Source organism: Pseudomonas xanthosomatis (assembly GCF_019139835.1).
Taxonomy (GTDB): domain Bacteria; phylum Pseudomonadota; class Gammaproteobacteria; order Pseudomonadales; family Pseudomonadaceae; genus Aquipseudomonas; species Aquipseudomonas fakonensis.
Genome location: NZ_CP077075.1, coordinates 3,518,173 through 3,536,746, shown reverse-complemented (window position 1 = coordinate 3,536,746; position 18,574 = coordinate 3,518,173). Strand labels below are relative to the sequence as shown.

Sequence of the window (18,574 nt, the reverse complement as noted above, 5' to 3'; positions counted from 1 at the left end):
TGACCATGAACCAGAGCACTACACACAACCTGCTGAAGGCGCGCATGGCGCGCGGTACGACCTTTGGCATGAACATCTACAGTACCGCCAGCATGGCCGTCGAGGTGGCCGGCAACTGGGGGCTGGATTTCGTGTTCATCGACGCCGAGCACACAGCGCTGGGCGTGGACCGCGACATGGAAAAGCTGCTGCTCGCGGCAAGCTACGCAGCCATCCCGGCCCTTGTACGCGTACGTGGCACACTCGAATGGGACATCCGCAAGGCCCTGGAGATGGGCGCCGCCGGGGTGATCGTACCGCAGGTGCACAACGCCGCGCAGATGCGCCAGATCATCCACTACAGCAAGTTCCCGCCGCTGGGCCGGCGTGGCGGTGACAGCTCGGTGCGCTCGGCAGGCTTCGCCGGGCCGGGCTTTGACTGGGCCCGCTATACCGAGGCAGAAAACGCCCGCAGCGTGATCGTGCCGATGGCCGAGAGCTTCGAGTTCTTCGACAACATCGACGAGATACTCGATGTCGCGGGCATCGATGCCGTGCATTTCGGGCCCGCTGATTACTCGCTGTCGCGCCAGTTGCCGGTTGACTACCGCCTTGGCAACCCTGAGGTGCTGCAGCGCCTGCAGGTGCTGATCGAGAAATGCCATGCCCGCGGCATACAGGTGATGGTGCCCTGCTCGCCGGCGGACTGCGAAACCGCCAGGCGGCTCGTCGACATGGGCAGCGACATGGTGTTGATGGGCAGTGACCTGTCCTGGCTCAACCAGGCCGGGCAGCACATCGCGGTCGTCAAACAGGCTTTAACCTGACAGCCCGGCCGGCCAGGGCACTGCCTCGGGCCGGCCGAATGCTGAACCGTCAGTCGACCAGAAAGTTCTGTTTGACCAACGTTGCCCGAATGATCGAAACCAGTTCATCCAGTTGCATATCCGGCCGTTCGGTCAAATACGACAGGCAGAACTTTGCCGGTGGAATCATCGGCTCACAGGGCAACGTCTTCAACAAGTCCACGGCCAACATGTCGCGAATCAACGGCACCGGCAAAACACCAATAGCATGCCCGGCCGACACCATCTTGGCGATAAACGCCAGTGAATTGCTCGAATGAAAGGCATGGCTGACCGCGCCACTTTCCTTCAACCAACGATCCACCACCGAATACAAGGTCGACGGCGCACTGTGGGTGACGATGGAATATTGCCTGGCGTGCTCGGCCAGAAACGGCCCTTCGGCAATATCCAGATGCCGCGCCGCCACCCACTGAAACGTCATCCAGCCCAAAAAGATATCGGTGACATCTTCGCGGGTGGCCGGGTTTGTCAGCAGGGCAATATCCAGTTCATGGTCGTTGAGCTTGCGGTTGAGCGCCGCACCGACATCGATGGTGATTTCCAGGGTAATTTCCGGGAAGTGCGCCTTTATTTCACTGATCACCGCGGTCAGCCCGACCATGGCCGAACATTCGTCAGCACCCAGGCGCAGGCGCCGGTGTTTTCTTTGCTGCGCGGCAAATTGTTCCAATTGCGTGCTGTTGTTCAATACCAACTCCGCGTGGCGCAAAGCGGTATGACCATCTGCAGTCAGGCTCATGCGCTGTTTGTTGCGATCAAACAGTTTGACGCTGAGCAGCGACTCCATTTCCTTGATACGCGCCGACACTGCGGGCTGAGTGAGATGAAGATGCCGCGAGGCGGCATGAACACCGCCCAGCCGTGCGGTCCAATAGAATGCCTCGATCTGCATCAGCGTAATACGCATGATAAAAACTGCTCCCGCCACTGCTTACGGATTTTTATTATCGACCGTTCAAGGTGGTTGTTAGGATGACCGAAACCCTTCGAAAAAGCATCCGGCATAACAAGAACCCACTATGTACCTGATCGAAGCCCTGCCTGCCCCGGTAAACACCGACCTGCTCAAACTGCTGATCGACGCTGAACCTGCAACGATCGGCCACTTCATCACCCATGGCATCCCCCACCCCGAGATCAAGGCGCTGTTGCAGGATGTACGCGCGGTCGGTACGGCGGTGACCGTGCGCATGCCCGGCAACGATGGCGGCATTCTGCACTACGCCATGGGCTGCGTTCGCCCCGGCGATTTTCTGGTGGTGGACCGCTGCGGCGAGCGTATTACCGCAGCGCTTGGCGGGGCCATGGCGTATGCCGCCAAGCAGGCCGGTGTCGCCGGCATCATCGTCGACGGCTATGTCACCGACCTTGGTGAGTTGCGCCAGCATGGCGTGCCGGTGTGGTCACGCGGCGCCAGTGCCATCACCACGCGGGTGGTGGGCCAGGAGGGCGAGTTCTGCACGCCCATTCAGTGCGGCGGCGTCATCGTACGCCCAGGTGATGCGGTGGTGGCCGACGAGAACGGCATTGTGTTCCTGCAGCCGGGCCAGGCAGCCGGCCTGGCCCAGCGCGCCATCGACTTTCAGCGCAACGAAAAACACACCCTGGCGCGCCTGGCCAAGGGCGAGAAATTCCCGGATATCGTCGGTTCACGGGCAACCATCGAGGCGGCAACCCGACCGCGTGAGTAACCGCCGGCCCGCACTGACGTAGCTCCCGAACAACAACAAGAGGACTACCGTGAAACTTCGCTCCTTACTCATGCCCATGGCGCTCGGTGCGGTGCTGGCAAGCCCGCAGGCCTGGGCCGGTGATTACCCCCAGATGCGCTTCAACGTGATCGGCGGCGGCAGCCACAACTACACCTTTCGCGCGGTCGAACAGCCGTTCTGGAACACGACCCTGCCCGCGCAATCCGGCGGCAAGGTCACAGCGCAGTTGCTGGGGTTGTCCGAAAGCGGCCTGAAAGGCCCCGAGATCATTCGCCTGATGCGCTTTGGCGCAGTGGATATCGGTATGGGGGTGTTCGCCTTCGTCGCCGGTGACGACGCCACCTTCGAAGGTGTCGACCTGCCGGGCATGGCCGCCGAAATCGACACCGCGCGCAGCATCGCCAATGCTTACAAGCCGGTGCTTGAGCAACGCATGGCCGAGCGCCATGGCATCAAGCTGCTGGCCACCGTGCCCTACACTGCGCAGGTGTTCTTCTGTCGCGCCCCCGTGCAAACCCTGGAAGACCTCAAGGGCCGCAAGATCCGCACCCGGGGCCGCAACATGGCCGAACTGGTCAAGGCCATCGGCGCAGCTCCGGTCACCCTGCCCTTCGCCGAGGTGGTGACGGCCCTGCAGACCGGCGTGATCGACTGCGCCATAACCGGCATCGGCTCGGGCAATGCCGCCAAGTGGTACGACGTGGCCGACTACCTGTACGACCTGCCGGTGGACTGGTCGATCGGCTTTTACGGCATCGGCCTCAAGCGCTGGCAGAAGTTGCCGCCCGAGGTGCAACAGCTGCTGCAAAGCCAGGCCCAGGTACTTGAAGACGCCCTGTGGCAAGAAACCGCCAGGGAGAACCGCTACGCCCTGGCCTGCAACCTCGGCCGTGCTGACTGCCAGATCCACCAGCCCGCACATATGACCGCCTCGGCCCCCACCCCGCAGGAGCGTCAAGCCTTGCGCCAGGCTGCGCTGCGGATCGCCAACGACTGGGGCAAGCGCTGCGGCGCGCTATGTGTGCAGCGCTGGAATGCCACGGTTGGCCAGGCCATCGACCTGCAACTGGCCCCATAGCCACTTGCCCCGGAGTTCACAGCCATGAATACCGTTCCTTCCGGCCTGACGGCAATCAATGCCGTAGCCAAGGCCAGCACCTGGGTAGGCGGCTTCGCCCTGCTCGGCTGCGCCCTGTTGATTGCCATCGACCTGATCCTGCGCAAGGCCTTGGGTATCTCCTTGGGCGGTGCCGACGAAATCGCCGGCTACGTGCTGGCGATCACCAGCGCCTGGGCATTCCCGGTAACCTTGCTCAAGCGCTCGCACATCCGCGTCGACATTCTCTACGCCCGCCTTGGCCTCAAGCCTCGCGTGGCACTCGACCTGTTCGCTCTGGCCTGCATGGGCGTGCTGGTCACCGCCCTGGCCTACCACGCCTGGAGCGTGCTGAAAGACTCCATCGACTACCACTCGGTGTCCAATACCCCGTTGCAGGTACCGCAGTGGATACCGCAATCGCTGTGGTTCGCAGGTTACCTGTTCTTCGCCCTGACCCTGCTTACCCTGATGCTCGCAAGCCTCGGCCACCTGCTGCGTGGCCGCTGGGAAGCGGCCAGTGCGCTGATCGGCATCAATACCGTCGAAGAAGAAATCGAGGAAGAACTGCGCCCCGCGGGCCATGCATCCAAGGAGCACACGCCATGCTGAGCATCACACTTTTCATCCTGCTGGCCCTGCTGGCGTTGAGCGTCGCAGCTGCGGTCAGTGTCGGCTTGCTGGGGATGTCGCTGTCAGAGCTGTTCTCGACCCTGCCCCTGAGCAATGCAATGGGTGAGATCGCCTGGAACACCAGCGCCGAATTTCTGCTGGTGGCGATTCCGCTATATATCCTGATGGGCGAGCTGCTGGTGTGCTCGGGCGTGGCCGGGCGTATGTACCAGGCCGTGGAGAAATGGTTGTCGTGGCTGCCGGGTGGGCTGATGAACTCGAATATCGGCGCCAGCGCGCTGTTCGCCACCACCAGCGGCTCCAGCGTTGCCACTGCAGCGACCATCTCCACCCTGGCGCTCCCCGAGCAGGAACGCAAAGGCTACAACGCGCCGCTGTTTCTTGGCTCGATTGCCGCCGGCGGCACCCTGGGCATCCTCATTCCGCCATCGATCAACATGATCCTGTTCGCGCTGATCGCCAACGTCTCGGTGCCTAAGCTTTACCTGGCCGCAACCCTCCCCAGCATCGTCCTCAGCCTGCTGTTCGTCGCGCTGATTGTGGTGGCCTGCCTGGTGCGCCCCCAACTGGGCGGGCACAAAGAGCACACGCCCTGGGCCGAACGCCTGGCGAGCATCCCCGACCTGTTACCGCCGCTGGCCATCTTTGCCCTGGTGATCGGCTCGATCTACAGCGGTTTTGCCACCGCCAGCGAGTCGGCCGCGCTGGGCGTGCTCAGCGCACTGGGGCTGGGGCTGTGGCGCCGGGCGTTCAGTTGGCAGAGCCTGGGCCAGGCCTTCGAAGCCACTTTGCGCACCACCGGCATGATCATCTTCATCACCCTGTCGGCGTTCTTTCTCAATTTCGTGCTGGCCTCCATCGGTTTGACAACCACCCTGATCAATTTCGTCACCGACTTGCAGCTGTCGCCCATGGCCACGCTGCTTGCGATCATCCTGTTCTACATCGTGCTGGGCTGTTTCATGGACACCCTGGCCATGCTGATCACCACGGCGCCCTTGATTGTGCCGATCGTGGTCAGCCTGGGCTTCGATCCGCTATGGTTCGGCGTGGTGCTGATCGTGCTGTGCGAGATGGGGCAGATCACCCCGCCGTTCGGCATGAACCTGTTCGTGGTGCAGAGCATCCGCGGCCGCGGCAATTTCATGGACGTGGTGTACGGTGCCTTGCCGTTCTGCCTGGCGCTTTTGCTGCTGATTTCATTACTGATCGCCTTCCCGCAGCTGGCATTATGGCTGCCCGGCATCGTCTAGTGCCCTGTCTTGGAATTGCGAGACAGGACACCAGGCCCGACCTGTAAACAGCAACCGCGACCGGAACCTGAACACCCTATGCCCGTCAGCGAACACACATCGATCATCTGGGCGATTGCCGCCCTGGCCACCTGCGGCGTCATCCTGCGCCCCTGGCGTATCCCGGAATACGTCTGGGCCCTGGGCGGCGCGTTGCTGCTGGTCGGCCTAGGGCTGATCACACCCCACAGCGCGTTGGCCGCAGTGGCCGAAGGCAGCGACGTGTACCTGTTTCTGGTCGGCATGATGGTGCTGGCGGAGCTTGGCCGCCAAGAAGGCTTGTTCGACTGGCTGGCCCGTTATGCCGTGCGCCACGCCAGGGGCTCGGGGCAACGGCTGTTCGACCTGGTGTTTCTGGTGGGCACGCTGGTAACGGTGTTTTTGTCAAACGACGCCACGGCCGTTGTGCTGACCCCGGCCGTGTATGCCGCGTGCAAGGCCGCCAAGGCCGAACCTTTGCCTTACCTGTTCATCTGCGCCTTCATCGCCAACGCGGCCAGTTTCGTGCTGCCGATTTCCAACCCGGCCAACCTAGTGGTGTTCGGCAGCCAGATGCCGCCACTACTGGATTGGCTGAGGCAGTTCAGCCTGCCGTCGCTGGCGGCGATTGCCCTCACCTACCTGATGCTGCGCCTGACCCAGCGCCGACAGATCCGCCAGCCGCTGGCCCTGCACATCGACCACCAGCCCCTGGGCGCCGGCGCTCGCCTGTGTGCACTGGGCATCGGTTTTACCGCGGCCGTGTTGCTGGGCGCATCGGCCCTTGACCGGGCACTGGGCCTGCCGACCTTCTGCGCCGGGGTGGCCACCGTGGCGCTCGTCCACCTGCGCCAGCGGCGTAGCCCAGTGCCGGTGCTGCGCCATGTGGCGTGGGGCGTGCTGCCCCTGGTGGCGGGCTTGTTCGTGCTGGTCGAGGCACTGGCCCAGACCGGCCTGGTGCTGCGCCTGGCTCAAGCGCTGGCCAGCCTTGCCGAAGCCTCGCCAGCCAAGGCCAGTTGGCTGGCGGGCGTTGCGGTCGCCCTGGCCAGCAACCTGATGAACAACCTGCCCACCGGGCTGATTGCCGGGTCCATGGGCTCGCTGGCGGGGTTGCCGCAACAGACCACCGCTGCGCTGCTGATCGGCGTCGACCTGGGGCCGAACCTGTCGATCACCGGCTCCCTGGCGACCTTGCTGTGGCTGGTGGCGATCCGCCGCGAGGGTGAGCACGTCAGTGCCTGGCGCTTCCTGCGCCTGGGGTTGCTGGTGATGCCGCCTGCGCTCGTCGGGGCGCTGCTGGCGTTGCTGGTTTGAGTACGCTCGATTACTGCTGATACCGGCTTGGCATTCACACCGAATTGAACACACAAAACGACGTGGAAGCCTGCAGAAAAAAGTAGCTCAAAGAGAAGAAGAAAAAGCCAAACTCCCTGCACTTGGCCGCCTGCATGTAGAATCGCCCGACCGCTCCAGATGAGGCCCAGGATGCAACCGCTCAGCTTCGATTCACTCCCCGACAATTGCAGGGCACTGCTCTACGCCCTGGCAACCGCGTTCCCTGGCAAAGGCAAAACCTCGCTGCTCAAGCTGCTGCGCAGCATGGGTATCTGTGATGCCGCAGGCAAACAGCTGGATGCCACTACATTGGCCGACCTGCTGCAAGAATTGCGCAAACAAGGCTGGGTAGACGTGGAGCAGCGCAGGGAAGGCCAATATTTCATCGTGGCGACACAGCTGCGCACCAGCGTGTTGCTCAGCCTGATGGGCACAGCCGACAGCACGCAGTACCTGCAGCAGATTGCCACCAGCCTGCCCGCGCTCAATCCGTGGCAAGCCCCTGGCGCGCCCCGGGCATTACAAGAGCTGTGGCTCAACCTGTTGAGCGGTAACGGCGCCCAGGTGCCGCACTTGTTGTATCTGTCGACCAGGACACTGCACGCGCATAACTGGGCACCTCAACACCCCATGCACCTTCTGCAGGCCGACCCTGCGGGCCTTGAGCTGTTCGGCCTGCTGGACGAAACCGTACGCGGGCTGCTGCTGGAAGATCATCTTTGCCTGCACAACACCCTGCTGGGTGAGGCGCAAGGCAGCTATCAGTTGGCCAAGCAGCAGATGGCACACGCGCCCACCCCCGAGCTTGGCCTGCAATTGATGCAGCAAGCCCTGTGGCGAGGCGACTGGGAAGCGCTGCAACACTTCGGCGGGCAGTACCCGCTGACACTGCAAAGCGCTCAGCTGGTGCTGCGCGGCCAAACCAGCGAGGCATTGCAACAGATTCGGGCCTGGCTCACCGAGCAGCGCAGGCAAACCAAAAAACGCAAGATCGACCTGTACCCGCTGCTCAACGCGCTGTACTGCCTGGCGCTTTTCGCAGAAAACGACAGCCAGCACCACGCTGCACTCAAGCAGGCACTGATGCTGGGCGAAAAGCAGAACTATGGCAGCGCCTACACGGTGCTCTACAAATTCTTCGAGCAACTGCAAGGCAATACACCTGAGCTGTCATACCTGCGCTCATTCGAACTTTATGGCCTCGATGGCCTGCTGCTGGCGCTCGCACTGTACTGGCTGGATGCCCCGGTCGCACGCGAGCAGAACTGGTGCACGACCCTGCAAGATTACCGGGCGCAACTCGATCAGCTGGGTTACGCCTGGCTGGCCGCAGAGTTCGATGCCCTGATCGCGGCGCAATTCGGTGTACCTCGGCACACTCACGATGTGCATGACCAAGCTGGGCTCAAACCACTGGCCGAGCTGCTCCAGCGCCGGGAAGCCTGGCAGCATGCACTCGACGCCCTGAGCCAACTCAAGCCTGCCGACACACCGGCCAGCCCCGTGGCCAAGAAGACCACCCGCCTGGCCTGGCTGGTGGATCTTCACCGCTATTCCAATCAACTGGAACCGCGCGAGCAGAAACTGGGCGCCAAGGGGCAATGGAGCAAGGGCCGCCCGGTTGCGCTCAGGCGGCTGCTGGAGGAAGGCGACAGGCTGGACTTCTTGTGCGAGCAGGACCGCCAGGCGATCAGCGTGATCCAGGTTAGCCGCTATTCCTATTCCGGGGCCGAGTACGAACTGCCTCCCGACGTTGGCCTGCCCAAGTTGATCGGCCACCCGGCGCTGTTCTGGCAGGACGCACCGGACGTGCGCATCGAGCTTGAGGCCGGCCATGCCAGCCTGCACCTCGAAGCGCGCGACGGGCAGATGCATCTGCGCCTCGAGCCGCAGGGCATCGTCAATGCAAACGCCTACTACCTGCACAAGCAAACACCCACCCGCCTGCAGATATTTACGCTTAACGGCGACCTGCGCCAGATCGTCAAGGTTATCGGCGATGGCCTGAGCGTTCCGCAATCAGGCAGGGCGCAACTGATCGAGGTGGTCAGTGCGATCGCCCCGCTGCTGCCGGTGCACTCGGACCTGCCCGAGCTTGCCGCGCAGCTGGACCAGGAGCCCGCAGATACACGCCTGTACGCACACTTGCTGCCACTTGCCGAAGGTTTGCGCTTGCAGTTGCTGGTGCGCCCGCTGGCCGAGAGCAGTTGGTTGCGCCCCGGCGTTGGCGCGCAAAACGTGCTCGGCGAGCGCGATGGCAAGCCGTTGCAGGTAAGTCGCGACCTGGCCGGCGAGCGTCAGGCGCTGCAGCAGGTGCTGCAGGCCTGCCCCGGCCTTGCCAACGCCAACAGCGACGGCCAGGAATGGCAACTGGAACAGCCGCAGGACGCCTTGCAGGTACTCGGCGAATTGCACGCACTGGACGGCAACCAGGTGCACTGCGTGTGGCCGGAAGGCGAGCGCATGCGCTTGAAGGGCCGCCTGAAACTGAACGAACTCAAGCTGGGCCTGCGCGCGCAGGGCGAGTGGTTCATCCTGCAGGGCGAGGTCGCGCTCGATGACGGCAAGGTGCTGCATCTGCGCCAGCTTCTGGAGCTGCTCAAGGCCAACCCCGGGCGCTTCCTCAAGCTTGGCGAAGGCGATTGGCTGGCACTTGAGGATACCTTGCGCAAGCGCCTGGGAGAGCTTGCGCACCTGGCCGACCGGGTCACCGACCAGGGCCTGCGGCTCAGCCCGCTGACCACTCCCCTGCTGGCCGAGCTGGCAGCAGAGGCCGGTGAGTTCACTGCTGATAAAAGCTGGCAGGCACACCTGCAGAAACTGCAATCGCTGCGCGATTACCAGCCTCGGCTACCCGCAACCTTGAAAGCCGATCTGCGTGCCTATCAGCATGAAGGTTTCACCTGGTTGGCACGCCTGGCGCAATGGGGCGTGGGCGCCTGCCTGGCCGACGACATGGGCCTGGGCAAGACCGTGCAGATTCTTGCCCTGTTGCTGCAGCGCGCAGCCGATGGCCCGCAACTGGTCGTGGCGCCGACTTCGGTCACCCTCAACTGGCAGGCCGAAAGCAGGCGCTTCGCCCCACAGTTGAAGCTGCATCTGTACCACCAGCAGCGCAACCTGGATGGCCTGGGCCCCGGCGATCTGGTTATCACCAGCTACGGCCTGATGCAGCAGGACAGCGCAGCCTTCGGCGCCTGCCAATGGCATACAGTGGTTCTGGACGAAGCCCAGGCCATCAAGAATTCCCAGACCAAGCGCTCACAAGCGGTCATGGCCTTGCAGGCGAACATGCGCGTGGTCGCCACGGGTACGCCATTGGAAAACCACCTGGGCGAGCTGTGGAGCCTGTTCCGCTTCATCAACCCAGGCCTGCTCGGCAGCCAGGAAAGCTTCAACAGCCGCTTCGCCAACCCCATCGAACAAGGCGATGCGGCCGCTCGACGGGCATTGAAGGCGCTTATTCAACCCTTCATTCTGCGCCGCTTGAAAAGCCAGGTGCTCGACGAGCTGCCCGCACGCACAGAGATCACCTACAAGGTTCCGTTGTCCGACGAGGAAGCGCATCTTTACGAAGCGCTTCGTCAACAAGCCTTGGATAACGTGTCCGAGTCAGCTCCCGGAGCAGGCAGGTCGTTCCAGATACTGACGGAAATCACCCGCCTGCGCCGCTTCTGCTGCCACCCAACCCTTGTGGTCGAGCAATCGACCCTGCCAGGCAGCAAGCTGCAGGCCTTCACTGCCCTCGTCGAAGAGTTGCTGGACAATGGCCACAAGGCCTTGGTGTTCAGCCAGTACGTCGATCACTTGAGCATCGTGCGCAACTTGCTCGATGAAAAACGCATTGCCTACCAGTACCTGGACGGCAGCGTACCTGCCAAAGACCGCGAACGCCGGGTGAACGCCTTCCAGGCTGGCGCGGGTGAGATCTTCCTGATCAGCCTGAAGGCCGGTGGCAGCGGCCTCAACCTGACCGCCGCCGATTATGTGATCCACCTTGACCCATGGTGGAACCCGGCAGTCGAGGACCAAGCCAGTGACCGTGCCTATCGTATCGGCCAGCAGCGCCCGGTGACGATTTACCGGCTGGTTGCCGAAAACACCATCGAGGAGCAGATCGTCGGCCTGCACGCGCGCAAACGTGACCTGGCTGACAGCTTGCTGGAGGGTGGCGAGGTGAGCGCCAAGCTGGATGCCGATGCGCTTTTGGCGCTGCTGGCAGGCGGGGGGCAGTGATAGCAGGGGGCCAAGGCGAGCGCGGCCTCGATCTTTTCGGGGCGCTCTTGTGCAACCTGTGCCGGCCTCATCGCTGGCAAGCCAGCTCTACAGGGTTTGCATGAGCTTCAGGTCAGTGCCGTACCGGTAGCAAATCACCCAGCCCTCGGGGCCGGGTGATCTCCTGCAGGCACAGCGCCGGCCTGAAGGTTATGCGGCCCTGCAGCAGCCACTAACGGGCGTATTTCCTCGCCCCGGCCACACAGGCCACCGCCCCCAGCGTCACCACCAGCATCATCCAGCTCACGTGCTCGTGCAGCAGCAAGGCTGCCAGGCCAAGCCCGATGAACGGCTGCACCAGCTGCAACTGGCCCACAGCCGCAATGCCGCCCTGCACCAGCCCGCGGTACCAGAACACAAAGCCGATCAGCATGCTGAACAGCGACACGTAGCCAAAGCTGAACCACGCCGGGGCGCTTACCTTGGCGAAGGCATCGAGCGCAGGCAGGTTGACGATGCTCAGCAGCAACATGAACGGCAAGGCCACCAGCAAGGCCCAGCTGATCACCTGCCAGCCGCCCAGTGTGCGCGACAGCCGCGCCCCTTCGGCGTAGCCCAACCCGCACACCACCACCGCCGCGATCATCAGCAGGTCGCCCAGCAGCGACGCCTCTGCGCCATTGCTCAAGGCATAGCCTGTGACCAACCCGGCCCCCGCCAGCGAGAACAACCAGAACAATGGCCGCGGCCGCTCCCCGCCGCGCACCACGGCAAAGCCTGCGGTACACAGAGGCAACAGCCCGACAAACACAATCGAATGGGCCGAGGTGACATGCTGCAGGGCCAGTGCTGTCAGCAGCGGAAAGCCGATGACCACGCCCAACGCGGTAATGGCCAGTGACGGCAAGGCCGCGCGCGCAGGCCAGGGCTGGCGCAGCACGATCAGAAACAGCGCCCCCAGCAACGCGGCGATCGTTGCCCTGGCGCAGGTCAAAAAGGTCGGTTCGAAGGCGGTCACTGCCACGCGGGTTGCCGGCAAGGAGCCGGCAAAGATGGCAACGCCGATAAAGCCGTTGACCCACCCGCTTGTTGATTTTTCCATGGTCATGTCCTTGATAAGCCGGGGTTCAGTACAGCACCCACAGGCTGAACAAGGCCATGTACAATCCAATACACTTTTACCGAACTGTTATGCAAACAACTCCAGCACAGTTGAGGGTGCGATGAAACGGCACGGCACGCGAATTCAAACAGTCATGGCCCAGATCCAGTCCAGGATCGCCTCGCGCACCTACACGCCAGGCGCGCGCGTGCCATCGGTGCGGGCCATGGCCCAGGCCATGCAGGTCTCGGTGTCCACTGTGCTGGAAGCCTACGAGCGGTTGATGGCCGAAGGCGTACTCAGCGCCCGGCGTGGCTCGGGCTTTTACGTGGCCGGGCCCGTGGCGCCCTTGGCACTGACCGAACTTGGCCCCCGGCTGGACCGTGACGTCGACCCGCTGTGGATCTCGCGCCAGGCACTGGAAACCTCCAGCGATGCGCTGAAACCCGGCTGCGGCTGGCTGCCGGCGTCCTGGATGTTCGAGGCGGGCCTGCGCAAGGCGCTGCGCAACGTTGCCCGGCTCGACACCGTGCAACTTGCCGAATACGCCTCACCGCTGGGACACCCACCGCTGCGCCAGTTCCTCTCGCGCCGGCTGGCAGGTATCGGCCTGCAAGCGCCGCTGGAGCAGATCATGCTCACCGAGTCCGGCACCCACGCCATCGACCTGATCTGCCGTTTTCTGCTGCAGCCAGGTGACACAGTGCTGGTCGACGACCCTTGCTACTTCAATTTTCACGCAGTGCTGAAGGCGCACCGGGTCAACGTCGTCGGCGTCCGCTACACCGCAACCGGCCCGGACATCGATGCCTTCGCTGCCGCCCTGCTCGCCCACGCGCCGCGGCTGTACATCACCAATTCCGGCATCCACAACCCGACCGGGGCCAGCTTGTCTGCGGTCACCGCGCACCGGCTGCTGAAACTTGCCGACAGCTCCAGCCTGGTGATCGTCGAGGACGACATCTTCGGCGACTTCGAACACACCCCCGCGCCACGGCTGGCTGCCTTCGACGGCCTGGCCCGGGTCATCCAGATCGGCAGCTTCTCCAAGACCGTCTCGGCGTCGATTCGCTGCGGCTACATCGCCGCCCGCAGTGAGTGGATCGAGAGCCTGGTCGACCTGAAGATCGCCACCACCTTCGGCGGCGGCCGCCTGGCTGCGAACATCATCCACCAGGCCATTACCGATGGCGGCTACCGCAAGCACATGGAGAGCGTTCGCCAGCGCCTGGCCGAGGCCATGGACAGCACGGTCGCCAGGCTCCAGTCCATCGGCATCAAGCCCTGGAGAGTGCCCCAGGCCGGCATGTACGCCTGGTGCCAACTGCCTGAAGGCAAGGATGCTGCCGCGCTGGCCAGGGCCTGTTTGAGCGAGGGGATGGTGCTGGCGCCCGGCAATGCGTTCAGCCAGTCGATGACGGCAGGCGATTTTTTGCGCTTCAACGTGGCGCAGTCGGGGGATGCCAGGATTTACGAGGTGTTGAAGCGGGCGCTGGGGGCTTAGAAGACAGTTGCAGGCGAGATTGTTTTTTTCCATCCAGCGCATCCAATCCGCCCATTGGCGGGTATTGCTGATGGGCGTCTTGTGACTGCCCACTCAACTGACCTGTCAGGAGCACTACCCATGAGCCTCAAACCCTCCGCCTGCCTGCTCGCCTTCAGCCTCGCCCTGGCGCTGCAGCCCGTTCACGCCCAATCCGCGCTGCCAGATGCGGTCAAGGTCCCCGATGGCCATCGCGTCTTGCTCGAGACCGTCGGCGTCGGCCAGATCACCTACGAATGCCGCGACAAGGCCAACGCCCCCGGCCAGACGGAATGGACCTTCGTCGGCCCCAAGGCCGTGCTCAATGACCGTGCAGGTAAACAGGTGGGCGAGTACTTCGGCCCACCCGCCACCTGGCAGGCCAAGGACGGATCGAAAGTGACCGGCACCCAGCTGGCAGTGGCACCGGCAGACAAGGGCGCCATCCCCTATCAACTGGTCAAGGCCAACCCGGCCGAAGGCAAAGGCGCCATGCAGGGGGTCAGCTTTATCCAGCGCCTGGCCACCCGTGGCGGCGTGGCGCCGGCAAGCGACTGCACAGCGCAGAACAAAGGTGCCAAGCAGGTCGTCCAGTATCAGGCCGACTATGTGTTCTGGACCGCCAAGTGAAGGGCACTTGAGCGGACACCTTGCAAAGGTTCATCTACGCTCGTTGGCAAGCCCCCGGCTCGATGGCCGGGGTACCTTGCACAACACAAGGAAGCCGCACACGTTGGACGCGCCTGTCACCCCATTCGACTTCGACCGTTGCCTCAAGGCCTGTGCCCAGGGCGACCGCCATGCCCTGCAGGCGCTCTACGATCATGAAGGCGCGCGCCTGCTGGGCGTTGCCCGGCGCATCGTGCGTGACGACGCCAGCGCAGAAGACATCGTCCACGATGCCTTCATCCGCATCTGGATCCGCGCTGCCAGCTTCGACCCGGCGCGCGGCTCGGCGCGCGGCTGGATCTACAGCATCACCCGCCACCTGGCGCTGAATGCTATCCGTGATACGCGCCGTGAAACCCTGCTGGATGAAGCCGACATCGACACCTCAAGCGCATTGCACGAGCGGTTCGATGACAGTGCCCTCTGGTCAGGCTCGGCGAAAATCTACCGTTGCCTCGAACAACTGCAGCCCGCCCCCCAGCGTTGCATCCTGCACGCCTATGTGGACGGCTGCAGCCACGCCGAAATCGCCGGGCTGCTGGGTGCGCCATTGGGCACCGTCAAGGCCTGGATCAAACGTAGCCTGAAGGCGCTGCGGGAGTGCCTGGAATGAACCCGGAGACTGCCGAAGCACTGGACACCCTCGCCGGCGAGTACGTCTTGGGGACCTTGTCGCCGCAGCAACACGCCGCAGTGGCCGAGCGCCTGGGCACCGACCCCTCCTTGCGCGCTGCGGTAGATGCCTGGGAGGTACGCCTGCTGGAGCTGACCACGTTGGCCGCTGCGCAGCCGCCGAGCGCCCGCCTGTGGAGCCGTATCCAGCGCAGCCTGAATGAACTGGCCGCGCCCCCGGTCAGGTGGTGGCAACGCCTCGGCCTGTGGCAGGGGCTAAGTGCTGCGGGGCTGGCCGCAAGCCTGTTGTTGGCGTTCATGCTGCTGACCACACCCCCGCCCACCACTCAATTCGTGGTAGTGCTGGTGGCGCCGAGCAGCCAGGCCCCCGGCTGGGTGGTGCAGACCAGCGACAGCCGCATGATCGAGCTGATCCCGCTTGGCAAGGATGCCGTCCCCGAAGGCATGGCCCTGCAGTTCTGGACCAAGGGCGAGCAGTGGCGCGCACCGGTTTCGCTGGGCCTGGTCAAACCCGGTGAACCCTATCGTGTTCCGCTACAAAGCCTGCCACCGTTGGAGGCCAATCAGTTGTTCGAGCTGACACTGGAGAAATCCGGCGGTTCGCCTACCGGGTTACCGACGGGGCCGGTGAAGTTCATCGGCCGGGCGGTGAAAGTGATATGAGCCTGCAAGCACGGGTTGCGGTGGTTGATTGCGGTTGTCCACGAGGGCCAGCTATCGACCTATTGCTGCCAGTGAGTCCTGCGCCCTCCTTGTAGGAGCGGGCTTGTCCCGGGAACACGGACGAAGGGACTGTCAGATTTTTTGTGTGCGGGCCGGTAACGGCCTGCCGGTAGGCAGGCCCTGATTCTCACCAGGTCGGCCTGATGAACCGATCTCCGTACAGAATCGCAAATTGATTCATCGCGCTTTTCCAGTCATGGGCCGGTTTTCCCCAATTGGCTGTTATGTTGCGCAATCCCAGCCAGATCAGTTTGGTCGCTGCGTCATCGCTTGGGAAATGCCCGCGAGTCTTGATGACCTTGCGTAGCTGGGCGTTGATGCTCTCGATGGCATTGGTGGTGTAAATCACCTTTCTGATGGCCGGCGGGAAGACGAAAAATGGAATCACTCGATCCCAGGCGCGTCTCCAGGCAGCCACCACCGTTGGATATTTCTCGCCCCACGGACCGTTCTCAAACTCATCGAGTGCTTGCTCAGCCGCTTCCGCATTGATGGCTTGGTAAATCGGCTTCAGCTCCTTGGCCAGAGCTCGCCGCTTGTCCCAGGCCGCGAAGTCGAGGCTGTTGCGGATCAGGTGCACGATGCACGTTTGCAACGTCGTCTCTGGAAACACGGCACTGAGAGCCTCTGGCATACCTTTGAGGCCATCGGTCACGGCAATCAGCACATCTTCGACACCGCGCGTCTTGAGATCGTTAAAGACCTTCATCCAAAACTTCGCACCCTCGGTGTTCTCGATCCAGATGCCCAGGATATCCCGCGTCCCGTCGGAGAGAACGCCCAGGGCCAAGTAGATGGCCTTGTTGCGCACCAGGCCCTCTTCGCGGATCTTCACCCGCAGCGCATCGAAGAAAATGACCGGGTACATCGGCTCCAGTGGCCGCTGTTGCCACGCGCCAATCTCGTCCATGACCTCGTCTGTCACAGAGCTGATGAAGTCGGGTGAAACGTCCGTCCCATACTGCTCGGACAAAAAGGCTCGGATCTCCCTGACCGTCATTCCACGGGCGTACATGGCGATGATCTTGTCATCGAAACCGGTGTACCGCCGCTCGTGCTTGGGGATCAGAATGGGCGCAAAACTGCCGTCTCGATCGCGAGGAATTTCCAGCCGCAGCGGGCCATCGCCGGTCAAAACCGTCTTGCCACTCTTGCCGTTACGCTGATTGGTTTCATCCTCCGGGCGCTGCGCGCCCGGCGGATAACCTAGGTGGTGACCGAGTTCGGCACTCAAGGCCCGCTCGATCAAGGCCTTCTTGAACGCCGCTGAGGCATCCTCGATTGCTTCTGCGGACATCAGGCCCTCGCCGAACTGCTCCAGCAGCTCTTTGGGGATTTTTGGCAGGTCACGCAAGGGTTTCTTTTTGGTTGGCATACATACACCTCTTACTCATGTTATGCCCGAACACAAAATTTCTGACACCCTCCGGACGAAGCCCGTGCCATCCTCCGCACCGGCTTTGCCGGTGTTCGCGGCGGTGCGACGCCTCGATGAACCCGCACCACACGATGTCCGCTGTAAGACGCAACGTCCGCTTCGGATCGGCAACTGCACGATCACCCAAACCTGAGCCATTACACAGCAGCACGCCTTTGCGCATGCGACAACGTCGCACCCCGTACCGAAGGTGTTCGCCCTGAGCATGCTGCCAACCGCTCTACCCGCCTACCCTGCCCCGGTCAAAGGCGCAATCCTTGAAACCAACCACCCGATCCCACGGAAACACCCTGCATGCCTATCGAGTTCAGACCCGCTCAAGCCACGGACGCGCACGATATCGCGCGGTTCTTTCAACTGACCTCGGAGGGCATGGCCGATTACATATGGAGCAAGCTTGCCGCACCAGGTGAAGCATTGCTGAGTGTCGGCGCTTCTCGCTATGCCCGGGAACAGGGCGACTTCTCCTACAAGAACTGCCTGATGGCCACTTGCGAAGGGCGCGTGATCGGCATGATGCATAGCTATGCCTTGCACGACACGCCTGACCGGCCTGCCGAGCCCGACCCGGTCCTGGCGCCTTATGCCGACATGGAAATACCCGACACCTTGTACATTTCCAGCCTGGCCCTGGACGAGGCCTGGCGTAGTCAGGGGTTGGGCGTCGAGTTTCTGCGCCACGCCCAGCAGCGCGCCGACGACGCAGGCCTGAACGGGTTATGTCTGATCGATTATGCCGAAAACCACGGTGCCCGCCGTTTCTACCAACGCCACGGCTTTCAAATTGTTAAAACCTGCCAGATCGTTGCGCACCCGATGCTGGGCGTAACCGGTGAAGCCTATTTGATGTATCGCCCTACCCACCCCGTGCTCGAGAAAAAATCATGATCAAGAAACTGACCGTGTTCCGCGAACTGGATATCCAACCGGTGCGCGACCTTCCGTTTTTTGAAGAGGTGCTGCAAGGCACCCCTCATACGCTGACCTCCAAGTACTACCACGATGAACAGCAAGGCCGCATTTCCGGTGAATGGCAAGCCAGCACCGGCGCGTGGCGCATCGACTACAAGGTGTGGGAGTTCTGCCATGTGCTGAGCGGTTGCTGCGTCATCGAGCTTGAAGGCTGCGCCCCCGTTACGCTGGCCGCGGGCGATACGTTCATTATCGAACCGGGCGCCAAGGGCAAATGGACCGTGCTGGAAGACATGAAGAAGAACTTCGTGATCCTTTTGCCCGCGAGCTAGGCGCGGGGTCGGCGGGCCGCAACAGATGGCTTTGTGGCAGAGGCTGTCTTGTGCCGCCTGTACCGGCCTCATCGCCGGCAAGCCGGCTCCTACAGTTACGGTGCAGGCCTGACGTGGCTCTTGTGGAGGTGGC

The 18,574-nt window shown here is 62.9% G+C and carries 16 protein-coding genes; 13 read left to right on the top strand and 3 right to left on the bottom strand.

All coding sequences use genetic code 11. The features are described 5' to 3' along the window. Nucleotides 1–5: 5 nt before the first annotated feature. Entirely contained in the window at nucleotides 6–806 is an 801-nt protein-coding gene (locus tag KSS93_RS15860) for an HpcH/HpaI aldolase family protein (protein WP_217884935.1), read from the top strand. Between the two features lie 49 nt (nucleotides 807–855). Here KSS93_RS15860 and KSS93_RS15855 read toward each other — a convergent pair whose 3' ends face one another. Beyond that, nucleotides 856–1,755, bottom strand: coding sequence for a LysR family transcriptional regulator (locus KSS93_RS15855; RefSeq protein ID WP_217884934.1), 900 nt, complete (start codon nucleotides 1,753–1,755; stop codon nucleotides 856–858). Nucleotides 1,756–1,867: 112 nt separating this feature from the next. Here KSS93_RS15855 and KSS93_RS15850 point away from each other — a divergent pair, with 112 nt between their 5' ends. The 6 genes from KSS93_RS15850 to KSS93_RS15825 all read left to right on the top strand — a co-directional run bounded on the left by KSS93_RS15850 (nucleotide 1,868) and on the right by KSS93_RS15825 (nucleotide 11,131). Then, a complete protein-coding gene (locus tag KSS93_RS15850; protein WP_217884933.1) occupies nucleotides 1,868–2,539 on the top strand; it encodes an RraA family protein in 672 nt (223 codons plus the stop codon). Between the two features lie 49 nt (nucleotides 2,540–2,588). Continuing rightward, the gene (locus KSS93_RS15845) at nucleotides 2,589–3,638 is read left to right on the top strand and encodes a TRAP transporter substrate-binding protein (RefSeq protein WP_225917198.1); all 1,050 of its coding nucleotides are present in this window, start codon (nucleotides 2,589–2,591) and stop codon (nucleotides 3,636–3,638) included. 24 nt (nucleotides 3,639–3,662) lie between these two features. Further along, nucleotides 3,663–4,268, top strand: coding sequence for a TRAP transporter small permease subunit (locus KSS93_RS15840; protein WP_217884932.1), 606 nt, complete (start codon nucleotides 3,663–3,665; stop codon nucleotides 4,266–4,268). Then, nucleotides 4,262–5,542 carry a TRAP transporter large permease gene (locus tag KSS93_RS15835; RefSeq protein ID WP_217884931.1) on the top strand — a complete coding sequence of 427 codons (1,281 nt, stop codon included), beginning with the start codon at nucleotides 4,262–4,264 and terminating at the stop codon, nucleotides 5,540–5,542. The genes KSS93_RS15840 and KSS93_RS15835 overlap by 7 nt, the downstream gene beginning before the upstream one ends. A 78-nt stretch (nucleotides 5,543–5,620) precedes the next feature. Then, the gene (locus KSS93_RS15830) at nucleotides 5,621–6,874 is read left to right on the top strand and encodes an arsenic transporter (RefSeq protein ID WP_217884930.1); all 1,254 of its coding nucleotides are present in this window, start codon (nucleotides 5,621–5,623) and stop codon (nucleotides 6,872–6,874) included. A 171-nt stretch (nucleotides 6,875–7,045) separates the two neighbouring features. Next, nucleotides 7,046–11,131 carry a DEAD/DEAH box helicase gene (locus KSS93_RS15825; RefSeq protein WP_225917197.1) on the top strand — a complete coding sequence of 1,362 codons (4,086 nt, stop codon included), beginning with the start codon at nucleotides 7,046–7,048 and terminating at the stop codon, nucleotides 11,129–11,131. 211 nt (nucleotides 11,132–11,342) lie between these two features. Here KSS93_RS15825 and KSS93_RS15820 read toward each other — a convergent pair whose 3' ends face one another. After that, on the bottom strand, nucleotides 11,343–12,212 hold the full coding sequence (locus tag KSS93_RS15820) for a DMT family transporter (RefSeq protein WP_217884928.1): 870 nt from the start codon (nucleotides 12,210–12,212) through the stop codon (nucleotides 11,343–11,345). Nucleotides 12,213–12,333: 121 nt separating this feature from the next. Here KSS93_RS15820 and KSS93_RS15815 point away from each other — a divergent pair, with 121 nt between their 5' ends. The 4 genes from KSS93_RS15815 to KSS93_RS15800 all read left to right on the top strand — a co-directional run bounded on the left by KSS93_RS15815 (nucleotide 12,334) and on the right by KSS93_RS15800 (nucleotide 15,699). Beyond that, the gene (locus KSS93_RS15815; RefSeq protein WP_217884927.1) at nucleotides 12,334–13,716 is read left to right on the top strand and encodes an aminotransferase-like domain-containing protein; all 1,383 of its coding nucleotides are present in this window, start codon (nucleotides 12,334–12,336) and stop codon (nucleotides 13,714–13,716) included. A 120-nt stretch (nucleotides 13,717–13,836) separates the two neighbouring features. Continuing rightward, nucleotides 13,837–14,364, top strand: a complete 528-nt coding sequence (locus KSS93_RS15810; protein WP_217884926.1) for a DUF3455 domain-containing protein — start codon at nucleotides 13,837–13,839, stop codon at nucleotides 14,362–14,364. A gap of 103 nt (nucleotides 14,365–14,467) precedes the next feature. Next, nucleotides 14,468–15,016, top strand: coding sequence for a sigma-70 family RNA polymerase sigma factor (locus KSS93_RS15805; protein ID WP_217884925.1), 549 nt, complete (start codon nucleotides 14,468–14,470; stop codon nucleotides 15,014–15,016). Beyond that, on the top strand, nucleotides 15,013–15,699 hold the full coding sequence (locus KSS93_RS15800; RefSeq protein ID WP_217884924.1) for an anti-sigma factor: 687 nt from the start codon (nucleotides 15,013–15,015) through the stop codon (nucleotides 15,697–15,699). The genes KSS93_RS15805 and KSS93_RS15800 overlap by 4 nt, the downstream gene beginning before the upstream one ends. 187 nt (nucleotides 15,700–15,886) lie before the next feature. Here KSS93_RS15800 and KSS93_RS15795 read toward each other — a convergent pair whose 3' ends face one another. Beyond that, nucleotides 15,887–17,134, bottom strand: a complete 1,248-nt coding sequence (locus KSS93_RS15795) for an IS256 family transposase (RefSeq protein ID WP_217884923.1) — start codon at nucleotides 17,132–17,134, stop codon at nucleotides 15,887–15,889. A 357-nt stretch (nucleotides 17,135–17,491) separates the two neighbouring features. On the opposite strand from KSS93_RS15795, the gene KSS93_RS15790 reads away from it, so the two are divergent. Next, nucleotides 17,492–18,085, top strand: a complete 594-nt coding sequence (locus tag KSS93_RS15790; RefSeq protein WP_217884922.1) for a GNAT family N-acetyltransferase — start codon at nucleotides 17,492–17,494, stop codon at nucleotides 18,083–18,085. Beyond that, on the top strand, nucleotides 18,082–18,441 hold the full coding sequence (locus KSS93_RS15785; RefSeq protein ID WP_217884921.1) for a cupin domain-containing protein: 360 nt from the start codon (nucleotides 18,082–18,084) through the stop codon (nucleotides 18,439–18,441). The genes KSS93_RS15790 and KSS93_RS15785 overlap by 4 nt, the downstream gene beginning before the upstream one ends. Nucleotides 18,442–18,574 lie beyond the last annotated feature (133 nt).

What these genes read in the sequence shown, in the direction of transcription:
- KSS93_RS15790 (WP_217884922.1), top strand. Translation starts at nt 17,492, where the DNA reads ATGCCTATCGAGTTCAGACCCGCTCAAGCCACGGACGCGCACGATATC.
- KSS93_RS15825 (WP_225917197.1), top strand. Translation starts at nt 7,046, where the DNA reads ATGCAACCGCTCAGCTTCGATTCACTCCCCGACAATTGCAGGGCACTG.
- KSS93_RS15835 (WP_217884931.1), top strand. Translation starts at nt 4,262, where the DNA reads ATGCTGAGCATCACACTTTTCATCCTGCTGGCCCTGCTGGCGTTGAGC.
- KSS93_RS15795 (WP_217884923.1), bottom strand. Translation starts at nt 17,134, where the DNA reads ATGCCAACCAAAAAGAAACCCTTGCGTGACCTGCCAAAAATCCCCAAA.
- KSS93_RS15810 (WP_217884926.1), top strand. Translation starts at nt 13,837, where the DNA reads ATGAGCCTCAAACCCTCCGCCTGCCTGCTCGCCTTCAGCCTCGCCCTG.
- KSS93_RS15800 (WP_217884924.1), top strand. Translation starts at nt 15,013, where the DNA reads ATGAACCCGGAGACTGCCGAAGCACTGGACACCCTCGCCGGCGAGTAC.
- KSS93_RS15860 (WP_217884935.1), top strand. Translation starts at nt 6, where the DNA reads ATGAACCAGAGCACTACACACAACCTGCTGAAGGCGCGCATGGCGCGC.
- KSS93_RS15785 (WP_217884921.1), top strand. Translation starts at nt 18,082, where the DNA reads ATGATCAAGAAACTGACCGTGTTCCGCGAACTGGATATCCAACCGGTG.
- KSS93_RS15855 (WP_217884934.1), bottom strand. Translation starts at nt 1,755, where the DNA reads ATGCGTATTACGCTGATGCAGATCGAGGCATTCTATTGGACCGCACGG.
- KSS93_RS15830 (WP_217884930.1), top strand. Translation starts at nt 5,621, where the DNA reads ATGCCCGTCAGCGAACACACATCGATCATCTGGGCGATTGCCGCCCTG.
- KSS93_RS15840 (WP_217884932.1), top strand. Translation starts at nt 3,663, where the DNA reads ATGAATACCGTTCCTTCCGGCCTGACGGCAATCAATGCCGTAGCCAAG.
- KSS93_RS15820 (WP_217884928.1), bottom strand. Translation starts at nt 12,212, where the DNA reads ATGGAAAAATCAACAAGCGGGTGGGTCAACGGCTTTATCGGCGTTGCC.
- KSS93_RS15850 (WP_217884933.1), top strand. Translation starts at nt 1,868, where the DNA reads ATGTACCTGATCGAAGCCCTGCCTGCCCCGGTAAACACCGACCTGCTC.
- KSS93_RS15815 (WP_217884927.1), top strand. Translation starts at nt 12,334, where the DNA reads ATGAAACGGCACGGCACGCGAATTCAAACAGTCATGGCCCAGATCCAG.